The organism is Limnohabitans sp. 103DPR2 (genome assembly GCF_001412575.1).
Classification (GTDB): domain Bacteria; phylum Pseudomonadota; class Gammaproteobacteria; order Burkholderiales; family Burkholderiaceae_C; genus Limnohabitans_A.
Map to the genome: position 1 here is coordinate 1,399,860 of NZ_CP011834.1, position 20,805 is coordinate 1,420,664.

The window sequence follows — 20,805 nt, forward strand, 5'->3', positions numbered from 1 at the left end:
ATCAAAATGAATTTGTTGAGCCTTGCCATCTGGACGCCTATCGCGTTCGGTCTTGTTTTACTGGCTTTGGGTCGTGATGAACAAGCTCCGGCTGTGCGCTGGTTGGCCCTTGTCGGATCGGTCATCAGTTTCCTGATCACACTGCCTTTGTACAGTGGCTTCAAACTTGACACAGCTGCCATGCAGTTTGTCGAAAAAGCGTCTTGGATTGAGCGCTTCAACGTCAACTACCACTTGGGTGTTGACGGCATTTCTGTGTGGTTCGTCATCCTCACTGCCTTCATCAATGTGATTGTGGTGATTGCGGGTTGGGAAGTGATCACGCGAAAAGTGAACCAGTACATGGCCGCGTTCCTCATCTTGTCTGGCTTGATGATTGGCGTGTTTTCCGCTTTAGACGGTTTGCTGTTCTACGTGTTCTTTGAGGCCACGCTCATTCCAATGTATTTGATCATTGGTATTTGGGGCGGTCCGAACAAAATCTATGCAGCGTTCAAGTTCTTCTTGTACACCTTGTTGGGCTCACTCCTCACATTGATCGCCTTGATTTACTTGTACACCCAGTCGGGTGGCAGCTTTGACATTGCGGCATGGCACAAGCTGCCTTTGTCGGCCACGGCGCAAAACTTCTTGTTCTTCGCGTTCTTCGCAGCCTTTGCGGTCAAGGTGCCCATGTGGCCAGTTCACACTTGGTTGCCCGACGTGCACGTTGAAGCCCCTACAGGTGGCTCTGCCGTGTTGGCGGCCATCATGTTGAAACTGGGTGCCTACGGCTTCTTGCGTTTCTCCATGCCCATTGCCCCCGACGCAGCGCGCGAGTGGGCCACCTTCATGATCGTCTTGTCCTTGGTGGCGGTGATCTATGTGGGCTTGGTGGCCATGGTGCAACAAGACATGAAAAAGCTGGTGGCTTATTCATCGGTTGCACACATGGGCTTTGTCACCTTGGGCTTCTTCATCTTCAATCCGCTGGGTGTGTCCGGTGGATTGGTGCAAATGATTGCGCACGGCTTTGTATCTGCCGCCATGTTCTTGTCCATTGGCGTGTTGTACGACCGCGTCCATTCGCGTGAAATTGCCAGCTACGGCGGCGTGGTCAACACCATGCCCAAGTTTGCAGCCTTTGCCTTGTTGTTCTCCATGGCCAACTGCGGTTTGCCAGGCACAGCCGGTTTCGTAGGCGAATGGATGGTCATTTTGGGTGCCGTGAAGTTTGACTTCGTGGTGGGCCTGTTGGCTGCCTCAGCCTTGATTTTTGGTGCCGCTTACACCTTATGGATGTTCAAACGCGTCTACCTGGGTCCTGTCACCAACGATCACGTGAAAGAACTGACTGACATCAACGCACGTGAATTCACTGTCATGGCATTGTTGGCCATTGCGGTGCTTTACATGGGTTTGTATCCCAAGCCTTTCACCGATGTGATGGAAGTCTCTGTGGCCAATTTGTTGCAGCACGTGGCTGCTTCTAAATTGCCTTGATCGACATTGCGCCGCTGAAACTTAAAGATAGAGAGAATTGACATGATTGACTCAACCAGCTGGACGACGGTGTATCCGGAAATCGCATTGCTGGTCATGGCCTGCGTCATTGCCTTGGTGGACCTGTTGGTCACCAGCCCTAAGCGCACTGTGACATACGTTTTAACCTTGGTGTCCTTGGGTGGCGTGGCATTACTGAATGCGTTTTATGCCGATGCCGGCCACACGCTCTATGGCTTTGGTCGTTTGGTGGTCTCCGACCCCATGGGCCATTGGCTCAAGTGTTTTGCCACCATCGCCGTCATGGTTACCTTGGTCTATGCTCGCCCCTATGCAGCAGAGCGCGACATGTTGCGCGGTGGCGAGATTTTCAGCTTGTCGGTGTTTGCGCTGCTGGGCATGTGCGTCATGATCTCCGGCCAAAACTTCTTGGTCTTGTATTTGGGCCTTGAATTGCTCACGCTGTCGAGCTACGCCTTGGTGGCATTGCGCCGCGACAACACCCAAGCCACAGAAGCTGCCATGAAGTACTTCGTATTGGGTGCCATGGCCTCTGGTTTCTTGTTGTACGGCATGTCCATGTTGTACGGCGCCACGGGTTCTTTGGACCTGGCCACTGTGTTCAAAGTCATTGCAAGCGGTCAAGTGAAGCACCAAGTCTTGGTCTTTGGTTTGGTCTTTGTGGTGGCCGGTTTGGCTTTCAAACTGGGTGTGGTGCCATTCCACATGTGGGTGCCTGACGTTTATCAAGGTGCGCCAACTGCTGCAACCCTCATGATTGCTGGTGCGCCCAAATTGGCAGCGTTTGCCATTGCCATTCGTTTGTTGGTGGAGGGCTTGCTGCCCTTGGCCATTGATTGGCAACAAATGCTGGCGCTGTTGGCCATTGCCTCATTGCTGGTTGGTAACTTGGCGGCCATTGCACAAACCAACCTCAAGCGCATGTTGGCTTACTCCACCATCGCGCAAATGGGTTTTGTGCTCATCGGCCTGATGTCTGGCGTGGTCAGTGGCAATGCAGCCATGGGAGCCAATGCCTACAGCTCTGCCATGTTTTACGTTGTGGGCTATGTGCTCACCACCTTGGCAACGTTTGGCATCATTTTGATGCTGGCACGTCAAGGTTTTGAAAGCGAAGAGATCACCGACTTGGCGGGCCTGAACAACCGCAGCCCCTTGTACGCTGGCGTGATGGCCATCTGCATGTTCTCCTTAGCTGGTATTCCACCCATGGTGGGCTTCTATGCCAAGCTGTCTGTGTTGCAAGCCTTGGTGGCTTCCGGCCACACAGCCGACATCGCATTGGCGGTGTTCGCAGTGGCCATGTCTTTAATTGGCGCCTTCTACTACTTGCGCGTTGTCAAAGTGATGTACTTTGATGAGGCGGTGACGGCAACCACCGTTACCGCTGACGCCGACGTGCGTGTTGTTTTGTCCATCAACGGTTTGCTCGTCTTGGTCTTGGGCATTGTGCCCGGTGCTTTGATGTCACTGTGCGCACGCTCAGTGGCCCAGATGTTGGCCAACTGAGCATGGCCGATCAGTCGGATGCACATCTGATTGAAACCAAGCTGAAGGGCCAAGCGCTCTTCAGCGGTTCTTTTCTCCACGCATTCCTCGACACCGTGGCCTTGCCTGATGGCACGCAGGCGACGCGTGAGTATGTGGTTCATCCTGGTGCCGTCATGATTGTCCCTTTGCTAGAACTGCCGGGTCAGCCCTTGCAGTTGGTGATGGAACGACAATTCAGATACCCTGTTCAGCAAGTGATGTTGGAGTTTCCTGCAGGTAAATTGGATCCGAACGAATCGACCCTTCAGTGCGCCCAGCGTGAACTGTTTGAAGAGACCGGCTACAGCGCCAAGCAATGGGCAAGAGCAGGTGTGATGCACCCCGTCATTTCTTATTCCACCGAGTTCATTGATATTTGGTTTGCCAAAGATCTCAGCCTAGGAGAGCGTCAGCTCGACCCTGGTGAGTTCTTGGAAGTCATCACGAAAACACCAGAAGCTTTGCAAGAAGCCTGCTTAAAGGGCGAAGTGACCGATAGCAAAACTTTGACCGGCATGTTCTGGTTGCAGAATTATTTGTCGGGCCGGCATCAGCTCAACTGGGTGAATGCAGCATGAAAGTCTTGAACCTTCAGTGCGCGGGCATGCACACCTTTGAGGGTTGGTTTGGTTCTGAAGAAGATTACCAATCCCAGCGTGAAAGAGGCTTGGTGGCTTGCCCAATGTGTGCCAACACCGAAGTGCGCAAACTTCCATCTGCACCGCGTTTGAATTTGGGTGCAGCAGAGCCTCGTTCGGCCAAGCCTGAACCCCAAGAAGAGCCATCAGCCAACACGGGAACTGTCTCTCCTGCATCCAATGTGTCATCGGTGCCCACTGCTGAAGCCGTTGTTGCTGGGTTGGCGCAAGTGCATCCTGAAGCAGCAGAGATGGTTCAAGAAGCTTGGATGAAGATGGTCAAGCACGTTATTGCCAATACGGAAGATGTAGGACAAAACTTTGCTGAAGAAGCGCGCAAGATGCACTACGGCGAATCGGAAGAACGCAACATTCGAGGGCAAGCCTCGATCGAAGAAACGAAAGACTTGTTAGAAGAGGGCATTGAGGTCATGCCTCTGCCAGTGCCTGATGCGCTGAAGGGCGGGCTTCAGTAGAACTTTAGCTGCTTTCTAAAAAAATTTTCGATCCATATCTTTTGCTTAGTTTTTGGATCGCGATGTCATCGTGCTGAAACATATTCTCTAAAAATAAACCATGGCTTTGTGTTCCAGGCCAAAAAATGGGTTGCAATTTTCTGCCAACTTTTACAGGCAAGTAATCTCTCATTTTTGACATGACATAAAGCCACAAATCGTCACCTCGAGGGCAAAGTTCTTGAAGTATTTCGATGTTTGTCGTGTCTTCATGCAAGCTGTTAGGTGGATATAGCACACCGCCAACGCCAATCGGTAAGGTGTCTCTGCTCGGCATGCGTGCAAGGCCGTCTTGTACGTCAAAACTCCAGTCGCAATAGGGTGCCAGTTGATGTGATGTAATTGTGTGAAAGCGGTGAACTGCGCCAGCTGCAATGGCTGTGGGGTTTGCTTGAGAACCTTCAATTAAGTGTTGAAGCCATAGGCGAGGGTAGTAAATATCGTCGTCACAAATCGCAATGTGCGCATTTGGAAAAGCGATGAGCGATGGAATGATTTTTTTAAAAGACTTGAGATCCTCCGTCGCCCTGATTTCAATTTTGTGTGCCAATGTCGTCAAGCTTTTGGGGAGGTCTCCAATTTCATGGTTGGCAATCCATAAAATTAGCTTGTCCGGTCGTGCTGTTTGCTCTAGCAAACTTTCAATCGTTAAATGAAGCCATTTAAATCTTGGTCTATGTGAAGTTAGCGAAACGATGAGTTCACTGCTTAGCGAATGCTGCTTAGCGGTAATTGGGAATTGAATTTTTTCTTGTTCATACAAGTTCAATAAAACACCCATAGGTGTTTCAAAGAATTTAGAGCGACCGATCACAAGACTTCTTGTTTCGAATCTAATTGCTTCATTTCAGTGCATTCTTTGAGGTAGATCTCAAGCTGCCATGACAGAACAAACATGCATCCCCCAAAAAGATAGATGAGCGCACAATAAAAGAAATCCTGAGCCTCAAGCCTAGAGTTGTGTGCATACCTGTACATGACAATGGCAGCTGGTGTTAGCCAGAGGGAAACAGAAAGCATTCGGACTGGATTGCTTGCAATTAATTGAATGATCCGCAACATAAATTTTCCCCGGCAACAAGCAGAAATTGGATTTGGAATCATCCATCAGTTGCCAAATTTAGCGTCGAGGTAGCCAAGTGCTGCCGATGCTAAACCCATCGTTAGGCCAAGAAAGGCAAAGGCAGGTGCAGCGGGTCCTGAAATGCATGCTGCTGCGCCAGATGCAGCCGCTAAAGCGCCGGCGCCTGCTGCTGCACCCGCAAAATAGCCAGCACCGCTGACTTCGTCAATTTCAATTTCAGAGAGCGCTCTCATCGATGTTTGTACAGACATTTTCAACCTTTCAATTTGATGTGATTTCAATCGAATGTTTGACTAACACTCGTTGTTAAGCATCGCAGATAGAAAGATTTTGAAAGTGCGTATTAACACCTATATTTGTGAATATTTGTATTCAAAATATAATAAATTTAGAATTTTAAGTATCAATTTAGTGAGTTTAATGGTTTTTAGATATTGCCACATTCCAACGCACTTACTCAGCCCTGATGTTCCGATCCTTGATGATGACCTTCCATCGAGCAATGTCACGCTCAATGAAGGCTGCCAGTTCGGTATGGCCAAGGGGCGCAGGTTCTGCGCCTTGAATTTGTAATTGCTTAGACACTTCAGGATCTAAAACTGCTTTTTGCAAGTCTTTGCTGACCTTCTGTGTAATTTCGGCAGGTACTTTGGATTGGAAAAATAGGGCGTACCAAATTTCATATTCAAAACCAGTCAAACCTGCTTCTGAAATAGTGGGTACATCTGGCAAGTTGCGGTCGCGTTTGGCGCTGGCCACCGCCAATGGGATCAGCTTCCCCGTTTTGATGTGTTGAATGACGCTGGGCACAGCGTTGATACCGACTTCCACATGACCTGCCAACATTTCATTCACAGAAGGTGAAGCGCCCTTGTAGGGAATGTGAACCAACTTGGTGTCGGACATGCCTTGGAACATTTCCATGGCCAAGTGATTGGGGCTGCCAATGCCGCTCGAGCTGTAATTCAATGTGCCTGGTTGTTTCTTGGCATAGGCGATCAGGTCTTTGACGGTTTTGACTTGAAGGGAGGGGTGTACTGTCAAGATAGGCACATTGATCAGTACGCGGCCTACCGGCGAGAAATCCTTGGACGCAGAGTAGGGTAGTTTGCTGTTGATCAAGGGACCTGTGACAAAGTTAGAGCCCGCACCCATGACCAATGTGTAGCCGTCGGGTTGTGCGAACGCACCTGCTTGCAAGCCTGGAACACCTGGTTTGTTTTCAATCACAACAGGCTGGCCCCAAATGTCGGAAAGTTTTTTACCAACCACCCGCATAGCGTTGTCGGCAGCTGCACCTGCTGGAAATGGAATGATGATCTTGACTGCTTTTTCAGGATAGCTGGCGTGTGCCAACGTGAAGAAAGTAAAGCCGGCAATCGCCAGCAGAGATTTGAAATGTGTCATGTGGGTTTGTGGCGTGGCTTGTGTTCAGCCCGAAGTAGATGAAGGCTTATTTGCTCGGTAAAGCTTTGGAGATCTTGTGCGACCTTGCCGAAGGAATCGTTTTTGATAAAGCGATCTTCGTGCATGTACAAAGCGCGATTGAGTTCAATTTGCAAGCTGTAGCGCCCGTTTGATGGATTGGCATATTTACGAATCAACTCGGCACCTTTGTAGGGATTGTTGATCCCCACTGTGTAACCCAGTGATCTGAAAATTTGAGCGGCTAGTTGTGTGATCTCTTCAGAGGAAGTTAACCCATCGTGATCACTGATGACGATGTCTGGTCTTGGCTTGCCGTTGTCGTCGTTCATGGCATTGCCTGTCGACTTCATCGAGTGACAATTGAGGTGCAAGCATTGACCAAATTGGTGGTGCGTATCGTTCAGAAGTTGCGACAGTTTTTGGTGGTAAGGGTCGTAGCATGTCTCGATGCGATGACGAACCTCACTGATGCAAAGGGGGGCGGAGTAGATGGGTTTGCCCGGCAGTATCAGTTTGCGAATGAGGCCAAAGCCTTTTTGAGTTTTGTCGGTTGGCCGAAGGGGTTCTGGCCAAGTTTCTGCTAAGAGAGAAGGGTCTATGTCGTCACGCGCTCGATTGGCATCGAGATAGGCGCGGTGAAACTTGGCCACCAGCAAAGGTGCTTTGAATTGAACAGCGGCGAGCCACAGTTCATCGACAAATGCATCCCAGCTGGTGGCCAAATCCTCTGCGCTGGCAATGGTCTGAACATCATCAGGCCATGCGCCCCAGCTGTGTGGCGAGTCAACCACCACGGGCAACTTGGCAGTGCCTGCATCAGGTGCGAGCACATAGAAGTTGGGTGGTGATGGATGAACTTTGGTCAGCATGGGGTAGCAAATGGCAAATCAGAACTGATGCATGACACCAAAGCCATAGCTGTTGGCTGTGCTGTTGGCTTTGTTGGTGTTGCTGACATCTCTGTCTTTGAACACATACAAGGTGCTGCGCTTGCTTAAGAAATAACTGTACTCACCTTGAGCCTTTTTCAGGGTGCCGTTCTTGTCTGTTTGAATGGAACGGTCCATGACGTTGAACGTCACGCGGCCTTGCGTGCCAACTGATGCCGTAGCGCCCAGAATCTTGAATTCCACCGTGTCACGGGTGGTGGCGGTTGCATTGTATTTTTCGTTGCCCATGGCAAAGTAGGGTCGTACAAAGCCCAAGTTGTAAGACACAACGGCTTGAACTTTGCTCTTGTAGTCGTTGACTTGCAAGCCGCCTGTTTTCTCATCCCAACCATAGCCAACGCCACCACTCAGTTTGCCATCGGCATAGTTGGCTGCAAGCTGGTATTGCTTGATGTCAGCCTCGCCTTTTAAATTGGCATTGGTGGTTGAAGGGGCGTCGGGGCCGGCAAAGTTCAAGCGACCTGCAAAGTTAAAGGGGCCCACATTGGGTGATTTGTATGTAAAGGCGTTGGACACGCGGTTATTGCCATTCAAAATGCGTGTACCAATGGCCGTAGAGCCTGCGTCATGAATGATCCACCGCAGGTTTTGTGCCAATTGGGAATACAAGGGTGAGCCTGTGGGTGCACTGGAATCGGTGCGACCCATGTTGAAAGTGCCCCATTTGCCTTGCAAGCCAACATATGCATATCGAAAGTTGGGGGTGACCAGAGAGCCATCGTCGGCATTGATGCCAAATTCCAAACCATAAATGGCGGCGTTGCCTTCTCCTAAGGACTCCGTGCCGCGAAAGCCCAAGCGGGAAGTGTTGTCGGTCAATTTTTGCACGCTTGCGCCGGGTTTGCCGTAACTGGCAGTTGAATTGACTTGGGCTTGAGTCTTGTCAAGGCTGACGTCAATGCGGCCATAAATCTGTAATGCATTGCTGGCGGGTGGTGCGTCATCTTCGTCGGCCATGGCCGAGCCAGTGAATGTCATGAACGCAATGGCCGCGCAGATGGCGGATTTGAATGCGCGAGGATGCTGTGATGGCATGTGAGTTCCTTGTGTTGTTTCGTCTAATAAAACAATGATAGTGACTACTTTTCATTGAATTATTTGGAATTTACCTCATAAAAATCTTAGATTCAAATCGAATGTTGTTTTTATGATTTGTTTCAACAAATGAAACATTTCTGAAATTGAGATTTTTAGCACAACTCAAACGAGCAAGCAGACGCAGAGCGAATGCGCTCATACTGAAATTGAAGGAGCTGGATGGACCGATTAGTTGCTGGTCTTGAGTGCGTTGGAGATCAAAGCAGCAAAGTGCTGAAGGCGCTGTAGGTAGTGCGCATGCTGTTCGTCAAATCGAAGTTTGGGTCCTGCCAAGCTGAGTGCAGCAACGACTTCATTTTGCGCATCGACAATGGGTACGGCGATGGCCAGAACATCGGGCGTGATTTCACCGTCGGAAACGGCATGCCCTTCGCTGAGGATCTTGCTCAGTTCCTGAGTCATTTTGCTGCGTTGCGTGATGGTGTTCTTGCTGTACCGCGGTAATTCGGAATTGAGCAAGGCATGCTTCACTTCGGGCGGTGCATAAGCCAGCAGCAATTTGCAGGAAGCGCCGGCATGGAGCTTGCGCCGGCTCCCAGCGCCACTTTGTGTTTTGGTGGTGCGTGTACTTTGCCAGTGGTCGATGCACACACATTCCAAGCCATCTCTGACGCGCAGTTGAACATTTTCATTGCATTCACGACCTAAAGCCAGCAGGTATTGGCGTGCAATGCGGACCAACGCAATTTGTTCTTGAGCCGCCACGCCGATGTACAGCGATTGAATATCCAGAAAATAACAAGGCCCTGGATTTTTTCGAATCACAAAGTTGCGCTGTTCCAGAGTGAATAAAATGCGGAAGGCGCGCGCTTTGGTGTTGCCAGACAACTTGGCCAACTCTGTCACACCCAATCCAGGCCTTTGCGCAACAATGAGCAACAGCGCCATGGCTTCATCAACGGCAGAGATGGTGTAATCGGTCATGGCGCAATCATAAGTGCTGCTGTTGAGAACTCATGTCTTAATGACTTCAAAGCTCGTTCAATTTCATGAGGCTATCTGCGATTGCCATACCAATCCTGCACAGCAGACACGAAGCGCTGAACACCTTCAGCCACACTGGCTGCGTCTAATGCACCGTATGACAATCGCTGGTAGTTGGCGTCATGCACTTGCGTGAGACCAAACGCAAAACCTGGAATGGACGCCACTTTGAACTTCTCTGTCATGGCGCGGTTGAACGCAATGGGTTCAGTGCCTTGCGCTAAACCGGGCAGTTTCATCAGCACGTAAAACGCGCCTTGCGTTTTGGGAAATTGCACCAAGTCACCTAAACCTTCGAGCGTCTTGTAAACCGTTTGTCGCACTTGGCTTAAGGCCTCCACTTTGGGTTCTACCCAAGGCTTGCCTTGTTTCAATGCTTGCAATGCCAAGAGCTGAGAGGGCATTGGCGCACAAATGAGGTTGGTGTCCTGCACCTTGTTCATGGCATCAAACAGGTCTGATGGAAACACCACGTAGCCCACACGCCAGCTGGCCATGCCGTAGTTCTTCGACATGGAGTAAAAAGACAAGGTGTGCTTCATGGCGCCTGGAATGCTGGCAGGCGAGAAGTGCTTCACGCCTTCATAAGTGAAGTATTCATAAGCCTCATCACTGAAGTGATAAAGACTGTGCTGAGCGCACAACGCGTTGATGGCGCGCAAGGAGGCTTCTGAATAAACGGCGCCTGTCGGGTTGTTGGGTGACACGGTCACGATGGCGCGCGTGTGGGGCGTGATGGCGGCAGCCATGGCTTCAACGTTGAGGCTCCAGTCGTCGTTGGCCGGAACGGGAACTGGTACACAACCGCACATGCGGATGGCCATTTCTTGGTTGAAATAAAACGGCATCGGCAAGATGAATTCATCACCGGGATCGGCCACGGCCAAGACTGAATTCAAGAAGGCCATGTTGCTGCCCGCTGTCACCATCAGCATGGCATCTGTGCCCAATTGGACTTGGTTTTCTTGCGCCAGTTTGGCTTGGATGGCTTCGACCAAACCGGGGTGGCCACTGACACCTAAGTATTTGTGCAAGCTACCGTCACCCATCATGCTGGGCAGAGCGGCAATGGCTTCTGCGGGCGGACCATAATTGACCACGCCTTGTCCAAGCGAAATGGTGCCAGGGTTGTTCCTGACCAAGGCCGCAATGGTGGGGATGATGGGCGTTTCAACGGCGGCCAGTCGGAGGTGAGGGCGAATCATAAGCTTGGTTATTTGGATTGATTGGCTGTTCTGGAATGCGTCTATTGGATTAAAGTATCGCTCATGAACAGTTTTGAAACATGGGGCTCCACCTTGTTGCCCAGCATTGAATTGCTGGCCACCTTGGCCTTTGCATTGTCAGGGATTATGGAGGCAGCGCGCAAACGCATGGATGTGGTGGGTGTCTGTGTTGTGGGGTTTTTGGCAGCCTTTGGTGGCGGCACTCTGCGTGATATTTTGCTTGATCAGCGCCCGTTCTTTTGGGTGGAAAACGAAGTTGTGATGTGGGCCGTTCTGGCGTTGTGCATTTTGTCCATTACCTTCATGCGACAAAGGCACTTTGAGCTGACGGAGAAAACCATTCAGTGGCCCGATACGCTGGGATTGGGGTTGTTTACAGCATCAGGTGTGGCTCAGTCCTTAGCGCTGGGAATGTCGCCTACTGTGGCTGTTTTGATGGGTACCATTACTGGCATTTTTGGGGGCGTGTTGCGCGACATTGTCTGCAATGAGATTCCGGTGTCTTTCAAAGACCACCGGCCTTACGCTTTGTGCTCGGTGGCCGGTGGTGTCATTTACATTGTGTTGGCTGCGGTTGATGCAGAGCCTTGGTTTTGCATGACGGTTTGCGCCGTGATCACCATTGTGTTTCGCATGCTGGCCATTTGGAACAACTGGGTGCTGCCCGCATGGAGAAAAGATTAAGGGGCAAAGCGGACGGGATTCATGACATGCGCACCAAGTGACCAGGTCGTGCTGCGGTGATTTCTCCATGGCGCTGAACTTGCTCACCCGCCACCCACGTGGTCACATAGCCTTGCGCTTTTTGCAAAAAGCGTTTGCCACCTGCAGGCAAGTCGTGAACCAACTGAGGCAAACCCACACTCAATTTTTGCGGGTCAATGGCATTGATGTCGGCGCGCATGCCCACCGCCAAAACACCGCGGTCTTTGAGACCTAAGTAGTTGGCATTGCGCCGGGTCAGCATTTCAATCACGGACTCGAGGGGCAAAGTGTCCTTGCCTCGTCCTTGAACCCAATGCGTCAGCATGAACGTGGTGAAGCTTGCATCACACACAGTACCTACATGCGCACCTGCATCACTGAGACCGCTCAATGCCCGGGGGTGACCCAACATTTTGCGAACGGTGTCGAGATTGCCTTCGTTGTAATTGAAGATGGGGAAGTAAATCAAACCCTTGCCATCGCCTACACTCAAATGATCGTAGATCACTTCCAAAGGTGTGACACCTTTTTGCTTCGCGCGTACCAAGAAGCTTTCCATCACGGACGGTTCGTAATTCAAAGTGGCTTCGAGTGGGAACATGCGCCCACTGATCATGTCGATCTTGGCCAACAAGATGTCGACCAATGGCGGAATGGAGCTGCCATCGCCAGCCAGTCGTTCAGACTTTTCTGAGAGGATGTGGGCTTTTCTGGCGGGGTCGCGCAAGGCCGCAGCACGTTCGGCCAAAGGCAAGTGCGCCACTTCTTTGTAAGAAGGGAATCCCATGAAGGGATGGAAGCTGGCGTCCAAGCCATTCAACACGCCAATGCCGCGTGCACCTGTTTGCATGAAGAGGGGCAGGCCATTGGCCACAGCCTGTTCCACGCGTTCCTGTATGCGCAAATACTGCTCACCACCCGGGTCACGTTGCAGCCAAGTCAGTGAGAGCGATTTGCCACTGGCTTTTGCAATGGCTTCGACCAAGTCAAATTCGGCATCAAATTCGGTAGGACCGTTCAGCAGGTTGTAGTCACTCACCATTTGGACCACACCGTGATTCAAACCTTCGAAGGCCTTGGCCAAGCCGGTCAGCTCTGCATGGCTGGCCTCGGCCGCAGGGGTGTCCTTGCCTTCTGAGGTGCGGTGGTTGTCACTGCGACCCGTACTGAAGCCCGCTGCACCGGCTTCCAATGCTTCGCGCAGCAAGGCTCGCATTTGTTCAATGTCTTGTGGCGTGGCCACTTCCTTGGCCAAAGCGCGCTCTTTCATGACGTACATGCGCAGCGGGTCGTGTGGCACTTGCACCAAAAAGTCGAGGCTGTGAGGCGTGGCGGCCAAAGCATTCATGTACTCTGGAAAACTCTCCCAGTTCCACACAATGCCTTCATGCAAAGCGGCGCCAGGAATGTCTTCCACACCTTCCATGAGTTTGACCAAATCGTCTTCAGCGCCAGGACGCTTGGGCGCAAAGCCGACGCCGCAGTTGCCCAAGACCACGGTGGTCACGCCGTGGTAGATGCTGGGGGTGAAGCATTCATCCCAAGTCACTTGACCGTCGTAGTGGGTGTGCAAATCGACAAAGCCCGGTGTGATCCATAAACCGGTGGCATCGATGGTTTCTTTGGCGGCTTCGTTGATCTGCCCGATGTGGGTGATGCGCCCATCTTGAATGCCAACGTCTGCGACAAAAGGTTTTTGGCCTGTGCCGTCGACCACCGTACCGTTTTTAATCAAGCAATCGAGCATCTTTTCTTCTCCACAAATACGCCAAGGACATGCCACTCACAATGTGCCATATGCCCCAGAGGCTGGCCAATGTCACCATGCCCAAGTCGCTGTTGAATTGCACCGCAATGATGCCCAGTGCCAAGCCAGAATTTTGCATGCCGCCTTCAATCATGACGGCGCGGCGATCACGTTCGCTCACACCCATCACCACACTGGTGATCCAGCCAAAAAACAAGCCGCTGGCGTTGTGCAAAACGACCAACAGCAATGTGGGCAGCAATCCCAGTGTGAGCAATTGACGCTCTTTGATAAGGCCTGCCACGATGAACAAAAGCAGCGCAATCAGTGAAAAATTGCCAAGCGGTTTGCGAATGCGCTCGGTCAAGGTCGGCAAGCGATGCGAGGCCATCAAGCCTAATGTGAGGGGCACACCCAGCAGCAAAAACAAGCTGATCCAAATGCCAGATGCATCGATCGACAACTCTTTCAACCACGAGGCTGTCTCGGGGTTGGCTGCCATCATCCAGCTGAAGTTGAAGGGCGTGGCAAACAGCGCAATGAGGCTGGCAACAGCCGAGATGCTGACCGACAAAGCGGTGTTGCCGCGTCCCATGTGGGTCACCACGTTGCTTAAGCTACCGCCAGGGCAAGCTGCCACCAAAATCATGGCGGCTTCAACATTGGGCGGGAGGTCGAGCAACAGCGTGGCCACCCAAGTGCCAACGGGCAACAGAATGAATTGAGGAATAAGGCCGCAGATGACTGCTTTGGGTTCTTGTGCAACACGCTTGAAGTCTTCGAGGCGCAGTTCTAGCGCAACTGAAAACACCATGGTCGCCAAGACCAAACTCAAGACGATCTGCGATGCGTTCATGTTCAAGACCTTCGTGCAAGGGGCAAATTCAGCAGTAAGTTTTGCGGTTTGATTTTGAGAAGATTTTGTGGGTCCATGGCCATGGCCATGTAAACCGGTTTGCCACTGACGTCTTGTAGCATGTCACTGGCGTTGTCAAAGTTCAGCACAAACAAGCACAGCATGCGACGTTGCCGGTCTTCGTCAATGCTCTGACCGTTGTACAAGTCGTTGAGCATGCTGCTGGCCTGCGCATCCAAACCCACATGCCACACCCAATGGGCATCTTCAATTTCTCGGGCAGTGGCAATGCGCACGCTGGCGCTGGTGAAATGCACAATCCAACGTTCCAGCACGCGGCAGAAAGCGTCGATGAGGGGTTGACCCAGATTGAGGCAGGCCACCATGTCAAAGCGCTCACTGCGCTCCCAGTAACTGTCTTCGTTGCTGTCTTGAATCACATCCAGATCGACAGTGCGAAGTGGGATGCCACCTTGTTTCAGTAACTCGCCCACACTGCCAAAGCCGCTTTCAAGGGCATGCCGTTCCACTGTTTCATGGTCAGCAGCCATGACCGAGCCATCGTCAAGGACAGAAATTTTTTGTGCTCTGAACAGCAATTCTGCGGCACGTGCTTCTAGGGGCGTGCAGTCGTCACCCAGCACATGTTGCACCAGCACTTGCGTGATTTGATTCACCAAGATGGGGGGCACATCGACGCCTTGTCCTTCAAACAAAGCCCAGTAACTGGCTTCTAGGGTGGCGTGCGCCAAGATGCGATTGCGAAAACGCAACCAAACCGCCATGTTGTCGGCGGCATCACGGTCTTGAATCTGGGCCAAGTCGGCTGCTTGCAAATCCAGGCGCGGATTTTCCAGCAAGCGTTCATGAATTTGAATTTCATGCTTGCAAGAGCTCTCAATGGGCGCCAATTCAGGGCGCAGCAGTAAAACTCTTAGAAAATCGTCGGTGACGGTAAGGTGACCCCTCGCGTCTTTCTTCAGTTGTGCATAGCCCGCTTGGGGCCAAAGACTTTGCGCTGAATCACTCATCGTTTATTGCAGTTCTATCTCAAATTGGTTTTTTGCCACGGGGAATCACAGCCGTGATTTTTTGAACTGGACGCTCGGTGTCCACCGCGATGGTTTTGGGTGGCGAGGTGTCCTTTTTGGGTTTCTTGGATTCTTTGTTTGATTTTTGTTGACCTTTGGCCATAGGAACACCTTGAGGTAGTTAAGCGCTCAGTTTAAGCGAGGCACAATCAATGCACGCGGTACAAGGGCATCAGAAGCTGCATATTCAGGGTTTTTCATGACAATATTTCACATTCCTGCCGATGAGGTCGAGCTCTCGGCCATCCGCTCACAGGGGCCAGGGGGGCAAAATGTGAACAAGGTGGCCAGCGCCATTCAATTGCGCTTTGACATTCGCGCTTCCAGTTTGCCCATGGCCTTGAAAGAACGGCTGCTCGTTATGTCAGACCATCGCATTACCCAAAGCGGGGTGGTGGTGATCAAATCGCAAGAGCACCGCAGCCAAGACATGAACCGCATGGCGGCACTGCTGCGATTGCACGATTTGCTGGAAATGGCGGCGGTGGTCCCCAAGAAACGCAAAGCCACAAGGCCCACACGCAGCTCTCAAGTCAAGCGTGTCGAGAGCAAAGTGAAAAGAGGGCAGACCAAGGCGCTGCGCGGCAAAGCAAATTGGGATTGAATCAGCCCAGTTGCGCTTCAACCCATTGGCGCGCTTGCGCCAAGACATCCGTGCCATCGGCCTGGAGCACATGCCGGTGCGGCATGCTTCTGAGCCAAGTGAGTTGTCGCTTGGCCAATTGACGGGTCGCAAAGACGCCGCGATCTCGCAGTTCCGCCATGGGTAGGCTGCCATCGAGTGCCTCCCATGCTTGACGGTAACCCACACAGCGCATGGCGGGCAGGTCAATGTTCAAGTCGCCTCGCGCGCGCAAGGCTTTCACTTCATCTATAAATCCTTGCGCCAACATCTCGTCAAAGCGTTGCGCAATGCGGTGGTGTAGCCAGGCCCGGTCTAGAGGCTCTAGGCTTAGTATGGGGACGTTGTGGAAGTTCAGTGCGTTTGTTGGGGCTTGGCCTTCAGCTGTTTCAGGGCTTGTGTTGGTCGTGCTGATGTTGTGTTGAAAGCTCGACAAAGGCTGGCCAGAGATTCTAAAAACCTCCAGCGCACGGGCAATGCGTTGGCTGTCGGCAGGTGCCAATCTTGCCGCTGTTTGCGGATCGACGGCTTGAAGTTGCGCATGCATGGCGGGCCAACCAGCCACTTCGGCTTCTGCTTGAATTTGGGCTCTGACTTGAGGGTCGGCAGCAGGCATGTCGTTCAAACCCTCTAGCATGGCTTTGAAGTACAGCATGGTGCCGCCTACCAACAAGGGAACTTTGCCGCGGCTTGCAATGTCGTTCACCAAGCTGGTCGCATCGCGCGCAAATTCGGCTGCGCTGTAGGCGACCAGAGGATCGCGAATGTCAATCAGATGGTGTGGTACGGCGGCCAACTCTTCTTGTGTGGGTTTTGCTGTGCCAATGTCCATGCCCTTGTAGACCAAAGCAGAGTCCACGCTGATGATTTCTGCGCCACCGCGTGATTGCAAATGCGCTGCGATGGCCAAGGCCAAGCCTGTTTTGCCGCTGGCGGTGGGTCCGGCAATGGCGAGCGCACGAACTTTCATGGTGCGGTGGACTTTGGTGTAGACGGATTTATGCGCGGCAATGGAATTCTGCGAACAGCCAAGCTGCCGATCAAGGCCAAGCATGCGGACCAGAGCATGAGGCCCTGGGCCATGGCTTGAAGCGGGTCTGTCATGTGCGTGCCAATCCAGGTGCCCATGGCAAAAGCCACCAGCATCATTGAAAAACCGTTCAGTGCCGAGGCCGTGCCAGCCATTTCTGGGAAAGGGGCGATGCAGCCACTTTGGCCGCAAGGTTGATGCACGCCATGGGCCAATAAAAAGATGTTGATGGGCACCATGATGGCCCATGCACCAAACCAAGATTGGCCAGGGCCAACATAAGCCACCAGCATTAAAAGGAAACCGGCAAACAAGCTCACAAAGCTGGCCACAAACACACAAGTTTGCACACTGATGCGCAGCAACAACCAGCGGCAGAAAAAAGTGCCAACGATGTAGGACAGCGACATCGAGACCATTAGCAGGCCATACACTGTTTTACTCAAGCCCATGCTTTGCGTAAACACAAAAGACGATGTGGCCAAGAAGGTAAACAGACCAGCAAAGGATGCCGTAGAGAGGGCGCTGTAGGCCTGAAACGTGGGGTTGCGAACAATGTGCTTGACCGACGCCCACAAAGTCTTGGCTTGAAGTGCATGCGGGTTGCGCTGCTTCAAACTCTCGTCAAAATAAAAGTAAATCAGGACCCCAGTGAGCGCAGCAAACATGACCAAGCTGCTGAGGGCCCAACGCCATCCCAGCAAATCGGTGAGGTAGCCACCTACGGGCACGCATGTGCAAGCAATCAAACCCAAACCCGACAGCGCTTGAGACATCACTTTGGCGCCTTGTACGGGCTCGTACAAATCACGAATGACGGCCCGTGCGGCCATGACGCAAGCGCCCATGGCCACGCCCTGAAGCGTGCGGCCTGCAATCAAGGTTTCAATGTCAGGCGCCAAAGCGCACGCAATGGCCGATGCCGCGTAGACAGCAATGCCGCCCAACAAAACGGGTCTGCGGCCCCATTTGTCGGACAAAGGACCCCAGACCAATTGAGAGGTGCCGAAAGCGAGGAGCAGGGCTGTGAGGGTGAGTTGTGCCTGCACCATGCTGGCCCCAAAGCCTTGGGTCAAGGCGGGCAGGGCAGGCAAATACAAATCGGTGGTGACCGGTTGCAAGCCCAGTAGCAGTGCCAGCAGCAGCACCGTCATGACTTGGCTGCGTGAACTTGTGGGTGTGTGGGACATCAACGGCCTCGCAAGAACAAGGCGTCTAATTCGCGCATGCTGACCTGTCGCCAAGTGGGGCGGCCGTGATTGCATTGATCTGACCGTTCGGTGGCTTCCATCTGACGCAACAAGGCGTTCATTTCGTCCAAGGTGAGCTTGCGATTGGCCCGCACCGCACCATGGCAAGCCATGGTGGCCAAGATTTCGTTTTGCGCACGTTGCACCACGGTGGCAGCATCGTGCTGGGCCAACTCGGCCAGAACGCTGCGGGCCAATTCCACGGCATCACCTTGCGCCAAAGAAGTGGGCACGGCCCGCACCGCCAAAGTTTTGGCCGACAGCGCAGACACTTCGAGGCCCAACTGTTGCAGCACCTCGGCGCAGTTTTCTGCGGTGGCGATTTCTTGGGGTGTGGCGGCAAACGATGCGGGAATCAACAGCGGTTGGCTGGTGATGCGGGTGGTGTCGAGTTGTTGCTTGAGCCGTTCATAAACAATGCGTTCATGCGCTGCATGCATGTCAACCACGATCAGGCCTTGGCTGTTTTCAGCCAAGACGTAAACGCCTTGAAGCTGCGCAATGGCGCGACCCAAAGGCCACTCTTGTGCAGCATTTTCATTTTGTGAAAGCGTTGCAGGTGCCTTGTCACTGCTTGGCGTCCAACTCGGTGTGCGTTCTTGAATTTGATCAGTCTGGCCCCAAAGCGCTTTGAGGTCGGCCATGGCTTTGGCAGGGTCATGGTCACTGCGATTGCGCTGATCACTGCCAAAGGCCATGCCGCGCTGCGACCAAGTGCTTTGTGTCGCAGGGGCACTGGGTGTTGGGCCTAAAAATGAAGCGGCGGCGTCTGGGTCTAACTTGCTTTGCGGCAAGTTGGTATTGGCGCCGGTCAACAGTTGCGCACGTGGCACGGCCAGAGCACGTTCAATGGCATGCCGCATGGCCTGATGAACTTCGCGGCTGTCCCTGAATCGCACTTCAATTTTGGTGGGGTGCACGTTCACGTCGACGCGCGTGGGGTCCATTTGCAAATAGAGCACATACACCGGTTGCCGTTGGCCGTGCAGCACATCTTCGTAGGCACTGCGCGCACCGTGCGTGATCACTTTGTCGCGCACAAAGCGGCCGTTGACATATGCAAATTGTTGGTCGGCACGCGCACGCGCTGCGTCGGGTGTACCTGCGCGCCCGCGCACATGCACGGAGCCTGATCTGAAATCGATGTTGACAGAGGATGCGACAAAGTCTTCGCCCAGCACATCGGCCAAGCGTTGGTTCCAACCGGCTTCGCCAGGATGGCTGCGCCATTGCTCCACAATTTTGCCTTCATGCCAAATGGCAAAACTCACCTCTGATCGCACCAAGGCATGGCGTCTGACGGCTTCAATGCAATGCGCAAGTTCGGTATTTTCTGACTTTAAAAAATGCCGGCGGGCAGGTGTTGAGAAAAACAATTCCTTCACTTCCACCGTCGTGCCCACGGCACGCGCAGCAGGCCTGACTTCACCGGTTTGTCCATCTAACAAGAAAGCTGTGGCAGCGCCTTCGGTCCGAGACAACAGGCTCATTTCAGACACTGAATTGACGGCAGCCAGGGCCTCGCCGCGAAAGCCCATGGTGGCCACCGATTCCAAATCTTCCAAGCTGACGATCTTGCTGGTGGCATGGCGTTTCAAGGCCACGGGCAATTCTTCGACGGGGATGCCGCAGCCATCGTCTTCGACCGAGATCAAGCGAATGCCACCGCCCAACAGGCGCAGCGTGATGTGGCGCGCACCCGCATCGAGGGCGTTATCGACCAATTCACGCACCACGGAGGCCGGGCGCTCAATGACTTCACCCGCCGCAATCTGGCTGATCAGCACATCGGGGAGTTCACGAATGGTTCGTCGGGGTTGGGGCTGGCTCATCCTCAAATTGTAGGTGTTCCGGCCCCTGGCTTGGCGCCGACCTTGAAGGGGCAGAAGACAGGGATAATTGGCCCATGGACACCTTGATGCAACTGCTGGACTTTGTACTTCACGTCGACCGCTATTTGGAAGCCTTCGTTGGGAATTACGGTGCCTGGGTCTACGTCTTGCTGTTCCTGATTGTGTTTGTCGAGACGGGTCTGGTGGTCATGCCATTTCTGCCCGGCGACTCCCTCTTGTTTGTGGTCGGCACCTTGTGCGGCATCGGCCTGCTCAGCCTGCCTTTGGCCATGGGCCTCTTGTTGGTGGCCGCCATTGCGGGCGATCAGGTCAATTACCGTTGGGGCCGTTACTTTGGACCCAAGGTGTTCCAATGGGAAAACTCACGTTTTTTCAACCGCGCAGCCTTTGACAAAGCGCACCATTTTTACGAAACCTACGGCGGCATTACCGTGGTTTTGGCCAGGTTCATGCCTTTTATTCGCACTTTTGTACCATTCGTGGCGGGTGTGGCTGAGATGACGCCTTCCCGTTTTGTGGCCTACAACGTGTTGGGTGGCTTGATTTGGGTCTGCGGTCTGACCTCGGCAGGTTACCTGTTTGGCGAAACGGCTTTCGTCAAAGCCTACTTAAGCCAAATTATCTGGGCCATGATTTTCGTACCCGGTTTGTTCGCCTTGTGGGGCGCTTGGCGGGCGCGCCAATCCTAAAATGTG

21 protein-coding genes are annotated in these 20,805 nt (G+C 52.8%); 7 read left to right on the top strand and 14 right to left on the bottom strand.

Annotation, left to right across the window (positions count from 1 at the left end; translation table 11 throughout):
* Nucleotides 1-6: 6 nt before the first annotated feature.
* The 4 genes from L103DPR2_RS06865 to L103DPR2_RS06880 are packed head-to-tail and all read left to right on the top strand — an operon-like array spanning nucleotide 7 to nucleotide 4,147.
* Complete coding sequence (locus L103DPR2_RS06865; protein WP_055360345.1) at nucleotides 7-1,482, top strand: NADH-quinone oxidoreductase subunit M; 1,476 nt, start codon at nucleotides 7-9, stop codon at nucleotides 1,480-1,482.
* A 42-nt stretch (nucleotides 1,483-1,524) separates the two neighbouring features.
* Nucleotides 1,525-3,012, top strand: a complete 1,488-nt coding sequence (gene nuoN, locus L103DPR2_RS06870; RefSeq protein WP_055360346.1) for an NADH-quinone oxidoreductase subunit NuoN — start codon at nucleotides 1,525-1,527, stop codon at nucleotides 3,010-3,012.
* 2 nt (nucleotides 3,013-3,014) lie between these two features.
* Nucleotides 3,015-3,611: an NUDIX domain-containing protein gene (locus tag L103DPR2_RS06875; RefSeq protein WP_055361913.1), complete on the top strand. Its 597-nt coding sequence runs from the start codon at nucleotides 3,015-3,017 to the stop codon at nucleotides 3,609-3,611.
* Nucleotides 3,608-4,147: a DUF1178 family protein gene (locus tag L103DPR2_RS06880; protein ID WP_055360347.1), complete on the top strand. Its 540-nt coding sequence runs from the start codon at nucleotides 3,608-3,610 to the stop codon at nucleotides 4,145-4,147. Before L103DPR2_RS06875 ends, L103DPR2_RS06880 begins: the two co-directional genes overlap by 4 nt.
* Before the next feature lie 4 nt (nucleotides 4,148-4,151).
* Here the strand turns inward: L103DPR2_RS06880 and L103DPR2_RS06885 are convergent, their stop codons facing one another.
* From L103DPR2_RS06885 to L103DPR2_RS06920, 7 genes are all read right to left on the bottom strand, one after another.
* Complete coding sequence (locus L103DPR2_RS06885; RefSeq protein ID WP_156339869.1) at nucleotides 4,152-5,000, bottom strand: hypothetical protein; 849 nt, start codon at nucleotides 4,998-5,000, stop codon at nucleotides 4,152-4,154.
* Between the two features lie 293 nt (nucleotides 5,001-5,293).
* On the bottom strand, nucleotides 5,294-5,521 hold the full coding sequence (locus L103DPR2_RS06895) for a hypothetical protein (protein ID WP_156339870.1): 228 nt from the start codon (nucleotides 5,519-5,521) through the stop codon (nucleotides 5,294-5,296).
* Between the two features lie 202 nt (nucleotides 5,522-5,723).
* The gene (locus tag L103DPR2_RS06900) at nucleotides 5,724-6,677 is read right to left on the bottom strand and encodes a Bug family tripartite tricarboxylate transporter substrate binding protein (RefSeq protein ID WP_055360351.1); all 954 of its coding nucleotides are present in this window, start codon (nucleotides 6,675-6,677) and stop codon (nucleotides 5,724-5,726) included.
* On the bottom strand, nucleotides 6,674-7,567 hold the full coding sequence (locus tag L103DPR2_RS06905; RefSeq protein WP_055360352.1) for an N-formylglutamate amidohydrolase: 894 nt from the start codon (nucleotides 7,565-7,567) through the stop codon (nucleotides 6,674-6,676). Before L103DPR2_RS06905 ends, L103DPR2_RS06900 begins: the two co-directional genes overlap by 4 nt.
* Before the next feature lie 18 nt (nucleotides 7,568-7,585).
* Nucleotides 7,586-8,683 carry a porin gene (locus tag L103DPR2_RS06910; RefSeq protein ID WP_055360353.1) on the bottom strand — a complete coding sequence of 366 codons (1,098 nt, stop codon included), beginning with the start codon at nucleotides 8,681-8,683 and terminating at the stop codon, nucleotides 7,586-7,588.
* A 231-nt stretch (nucleotides 8,684-8,914) separates the two neighbouring features.
* Nucleotides 8,915-9,670, bottom strand: a complete 756-nt coding sequence (locus L103DPR2_RS06915; RefSeq protein WP_055360354.1) for an IclR family transcriptional regulator — start codon at nucleotides 9,668-9,670, stop codon at nucleotides 8,915-8,917.
* Between the two features lie 71 nt (nucleotides 9,671-9,741).
* Nucleotides 9,742-10,935 (bottom strand): pyridoxal phosphate-dependent aminotransferase, encoded by a 1,194-nt coding sequence (locus L103DPR2_RS06920; protein ID WP_055360355.1) that lies wholly within the window; start codon nucleotides 10,933-10,935, stop codon nucleotides 9,742-9,744.
* 63 nt (nucleotides 10,936-10,998) lie between these two features.
* On the opposite strand from L103DPR2_RS06920, the gene L103DPR2_RS06925 reads away from it, so the two are divergent.
* Nucleotides 10,999-11,640, top strand: a complete 642-nt coding sequence (locus tag L103DPR2_RS06925; protein WP_055360356.1) for a trimeric intracellular cation channel family protein — start codon at nucleotides 10,999-11,001, stop codon at nucleotides 11,638-11,640.
* A 19-nt stretch (nucleotides 11,641-11,659) separates the two neighbouring features.
* Here L103DPR2_RS06925 and L103DPR2_RS06930 read toward each other — a convergent pair whose 3' ends face one another.
* From L103DPR2_RS06930 to L103DPR2_RS14365, 4 genes are read right to left on the bottom strand one after another with little or no spacing between them, the layout of a single operon-like run.
* Complete coding sequence (locus L103DPR2_RS06930) at nucleotides 11,660-13,408, bottom strand: N-acyl-D-amino-acid deacylase family protein (protein WP_055360357.1); 1,749 nt, start codon at nucleotides 13,406-13,408, stop codon at nucleotides 11,660-11,662.
* The gene (locus L103DPR2_RS06935) at nucleotides 13,389-14,264 is read right to left on the bottom strand and encodes a bile acid:sodium symporter family protein (RefSeq protein WP_055360358.1); all 876 of its coding nucleotides are present in this window, start codon (nucleotides 14,262-14,264) and stop codon (nucleotides 13,389-13,391) included. Before L103DPR2_RS06935 ends, L103DPR2_RS06930 begins: the two co-directional genes overlap by 20 nt.
* A gap of 2 nt (nucleotides 14,265-14,266) precedes the next feature.
* Entirely contained in the window at nucleotides 14,267-15,295 is a 1,029-nt protein-coding gene (locus L103DPR2_RS06940) for a DUF6352 family protein (RefSeq protein WP_231717700.1), read from the bottom strand.
* 19 nt (nucleotides 15,296-15,314) lie between these two features.
* Nucleotides 15,315-15,458, bottom strand: coding sequence for a hypothetical protein (locus tag L103DPR2_RS14365; protein ID WP_197274916.1), 144 nt, complete (start codon nucleotides 15,456-15,458; stop codon nucleotides 15,315-15,317).
* A gap of 96 nt (nucleotides 15,459-15,554) precedes the next feature.
* Here L103DPR2_RS14365 and arfB point away from each other — a divergent pair, with 96 nt between their 5' ends.
* A complete protein-coding gene (gene arfB, locus L103DPR2_RS06945; RefSeq protein WP_055360359.1) occupies nucleotides 15,555-15,959 on the top strand; it encodes an alternative ribosome rescue aminoacyl-tRNA hydrolase ArfB in 405 nt (134 codons plus the stop codon).
* 1 nt (nucleotide 15,960) lies between these two features.
* Here the strand turns inward: arfB and miaA are convergent, their stop codons facing one another.
* From miaA to mutL, 3 genes are read right to left on the bottom strand one after another with little or no spacing between them, the layout of a single operon-like run.
* Nucleotides 15,961-16,947: a tRNA (adenosine(37)-N6)-dimethylallyltransferase MiaA gene (gene miaA / locus L103DPR2_RS06950; RefSeq protein ID WP_055360360.1), complete on the bottom strand. Its 987-nt coding sequence runs from the start codon at nucleotides 16,945-16,947 to the stop codon at nucleotides 15,961-15,963.
* Nucleotides 16,944-18,197, bottom strand: coding sequence for a Bcr/CflA family efflux MFS transporter (locus L103DPR2_RS06955; RefSeq protein WP_055360361.1), 1,254 nt, complete (start codon nucleotides 18,195-18,197; stop codon nucleotides 16,944-16,946). Before L103DPR2_RS06955 ends, miaA begins: the two co-directional genes overlap by 4 nt.
* A complete protein-coding gene (gene mutL, locus L103DPR2_RS06960; protein WP_055360362.1) occupies nucleotides 18,197-20,089 on the bottom strand; it encodes a DNA mismatch repair endonuclease MutL in 1,893 nt (630 codons plus the stop codon). The genes L103DPR2_RS06955 and mutL overlap by 1 nt, the downstream gene beginning before the upstream one ends.
* A 74-nt stretch (nucleotides 20,090-20,163) precedes the next feature.
* Between mutL and L103DPR2_RS06965 the strand changes: the two genes are divergently transcribed.
* Complete coding sequence (locus L103DPR2_RS06965; protein ID WP_055360363.1) at nucleotides 20,164-20,799, top strand: VTT domain-containing protein; 636 nt, start codon at nucleotides 20,164-20,166, stop codon at nucleotides 20,797-20,799.
* The last annotated feature ends 6 nt before the right edge of the window (nucleotides 20,800-20,805 follow it).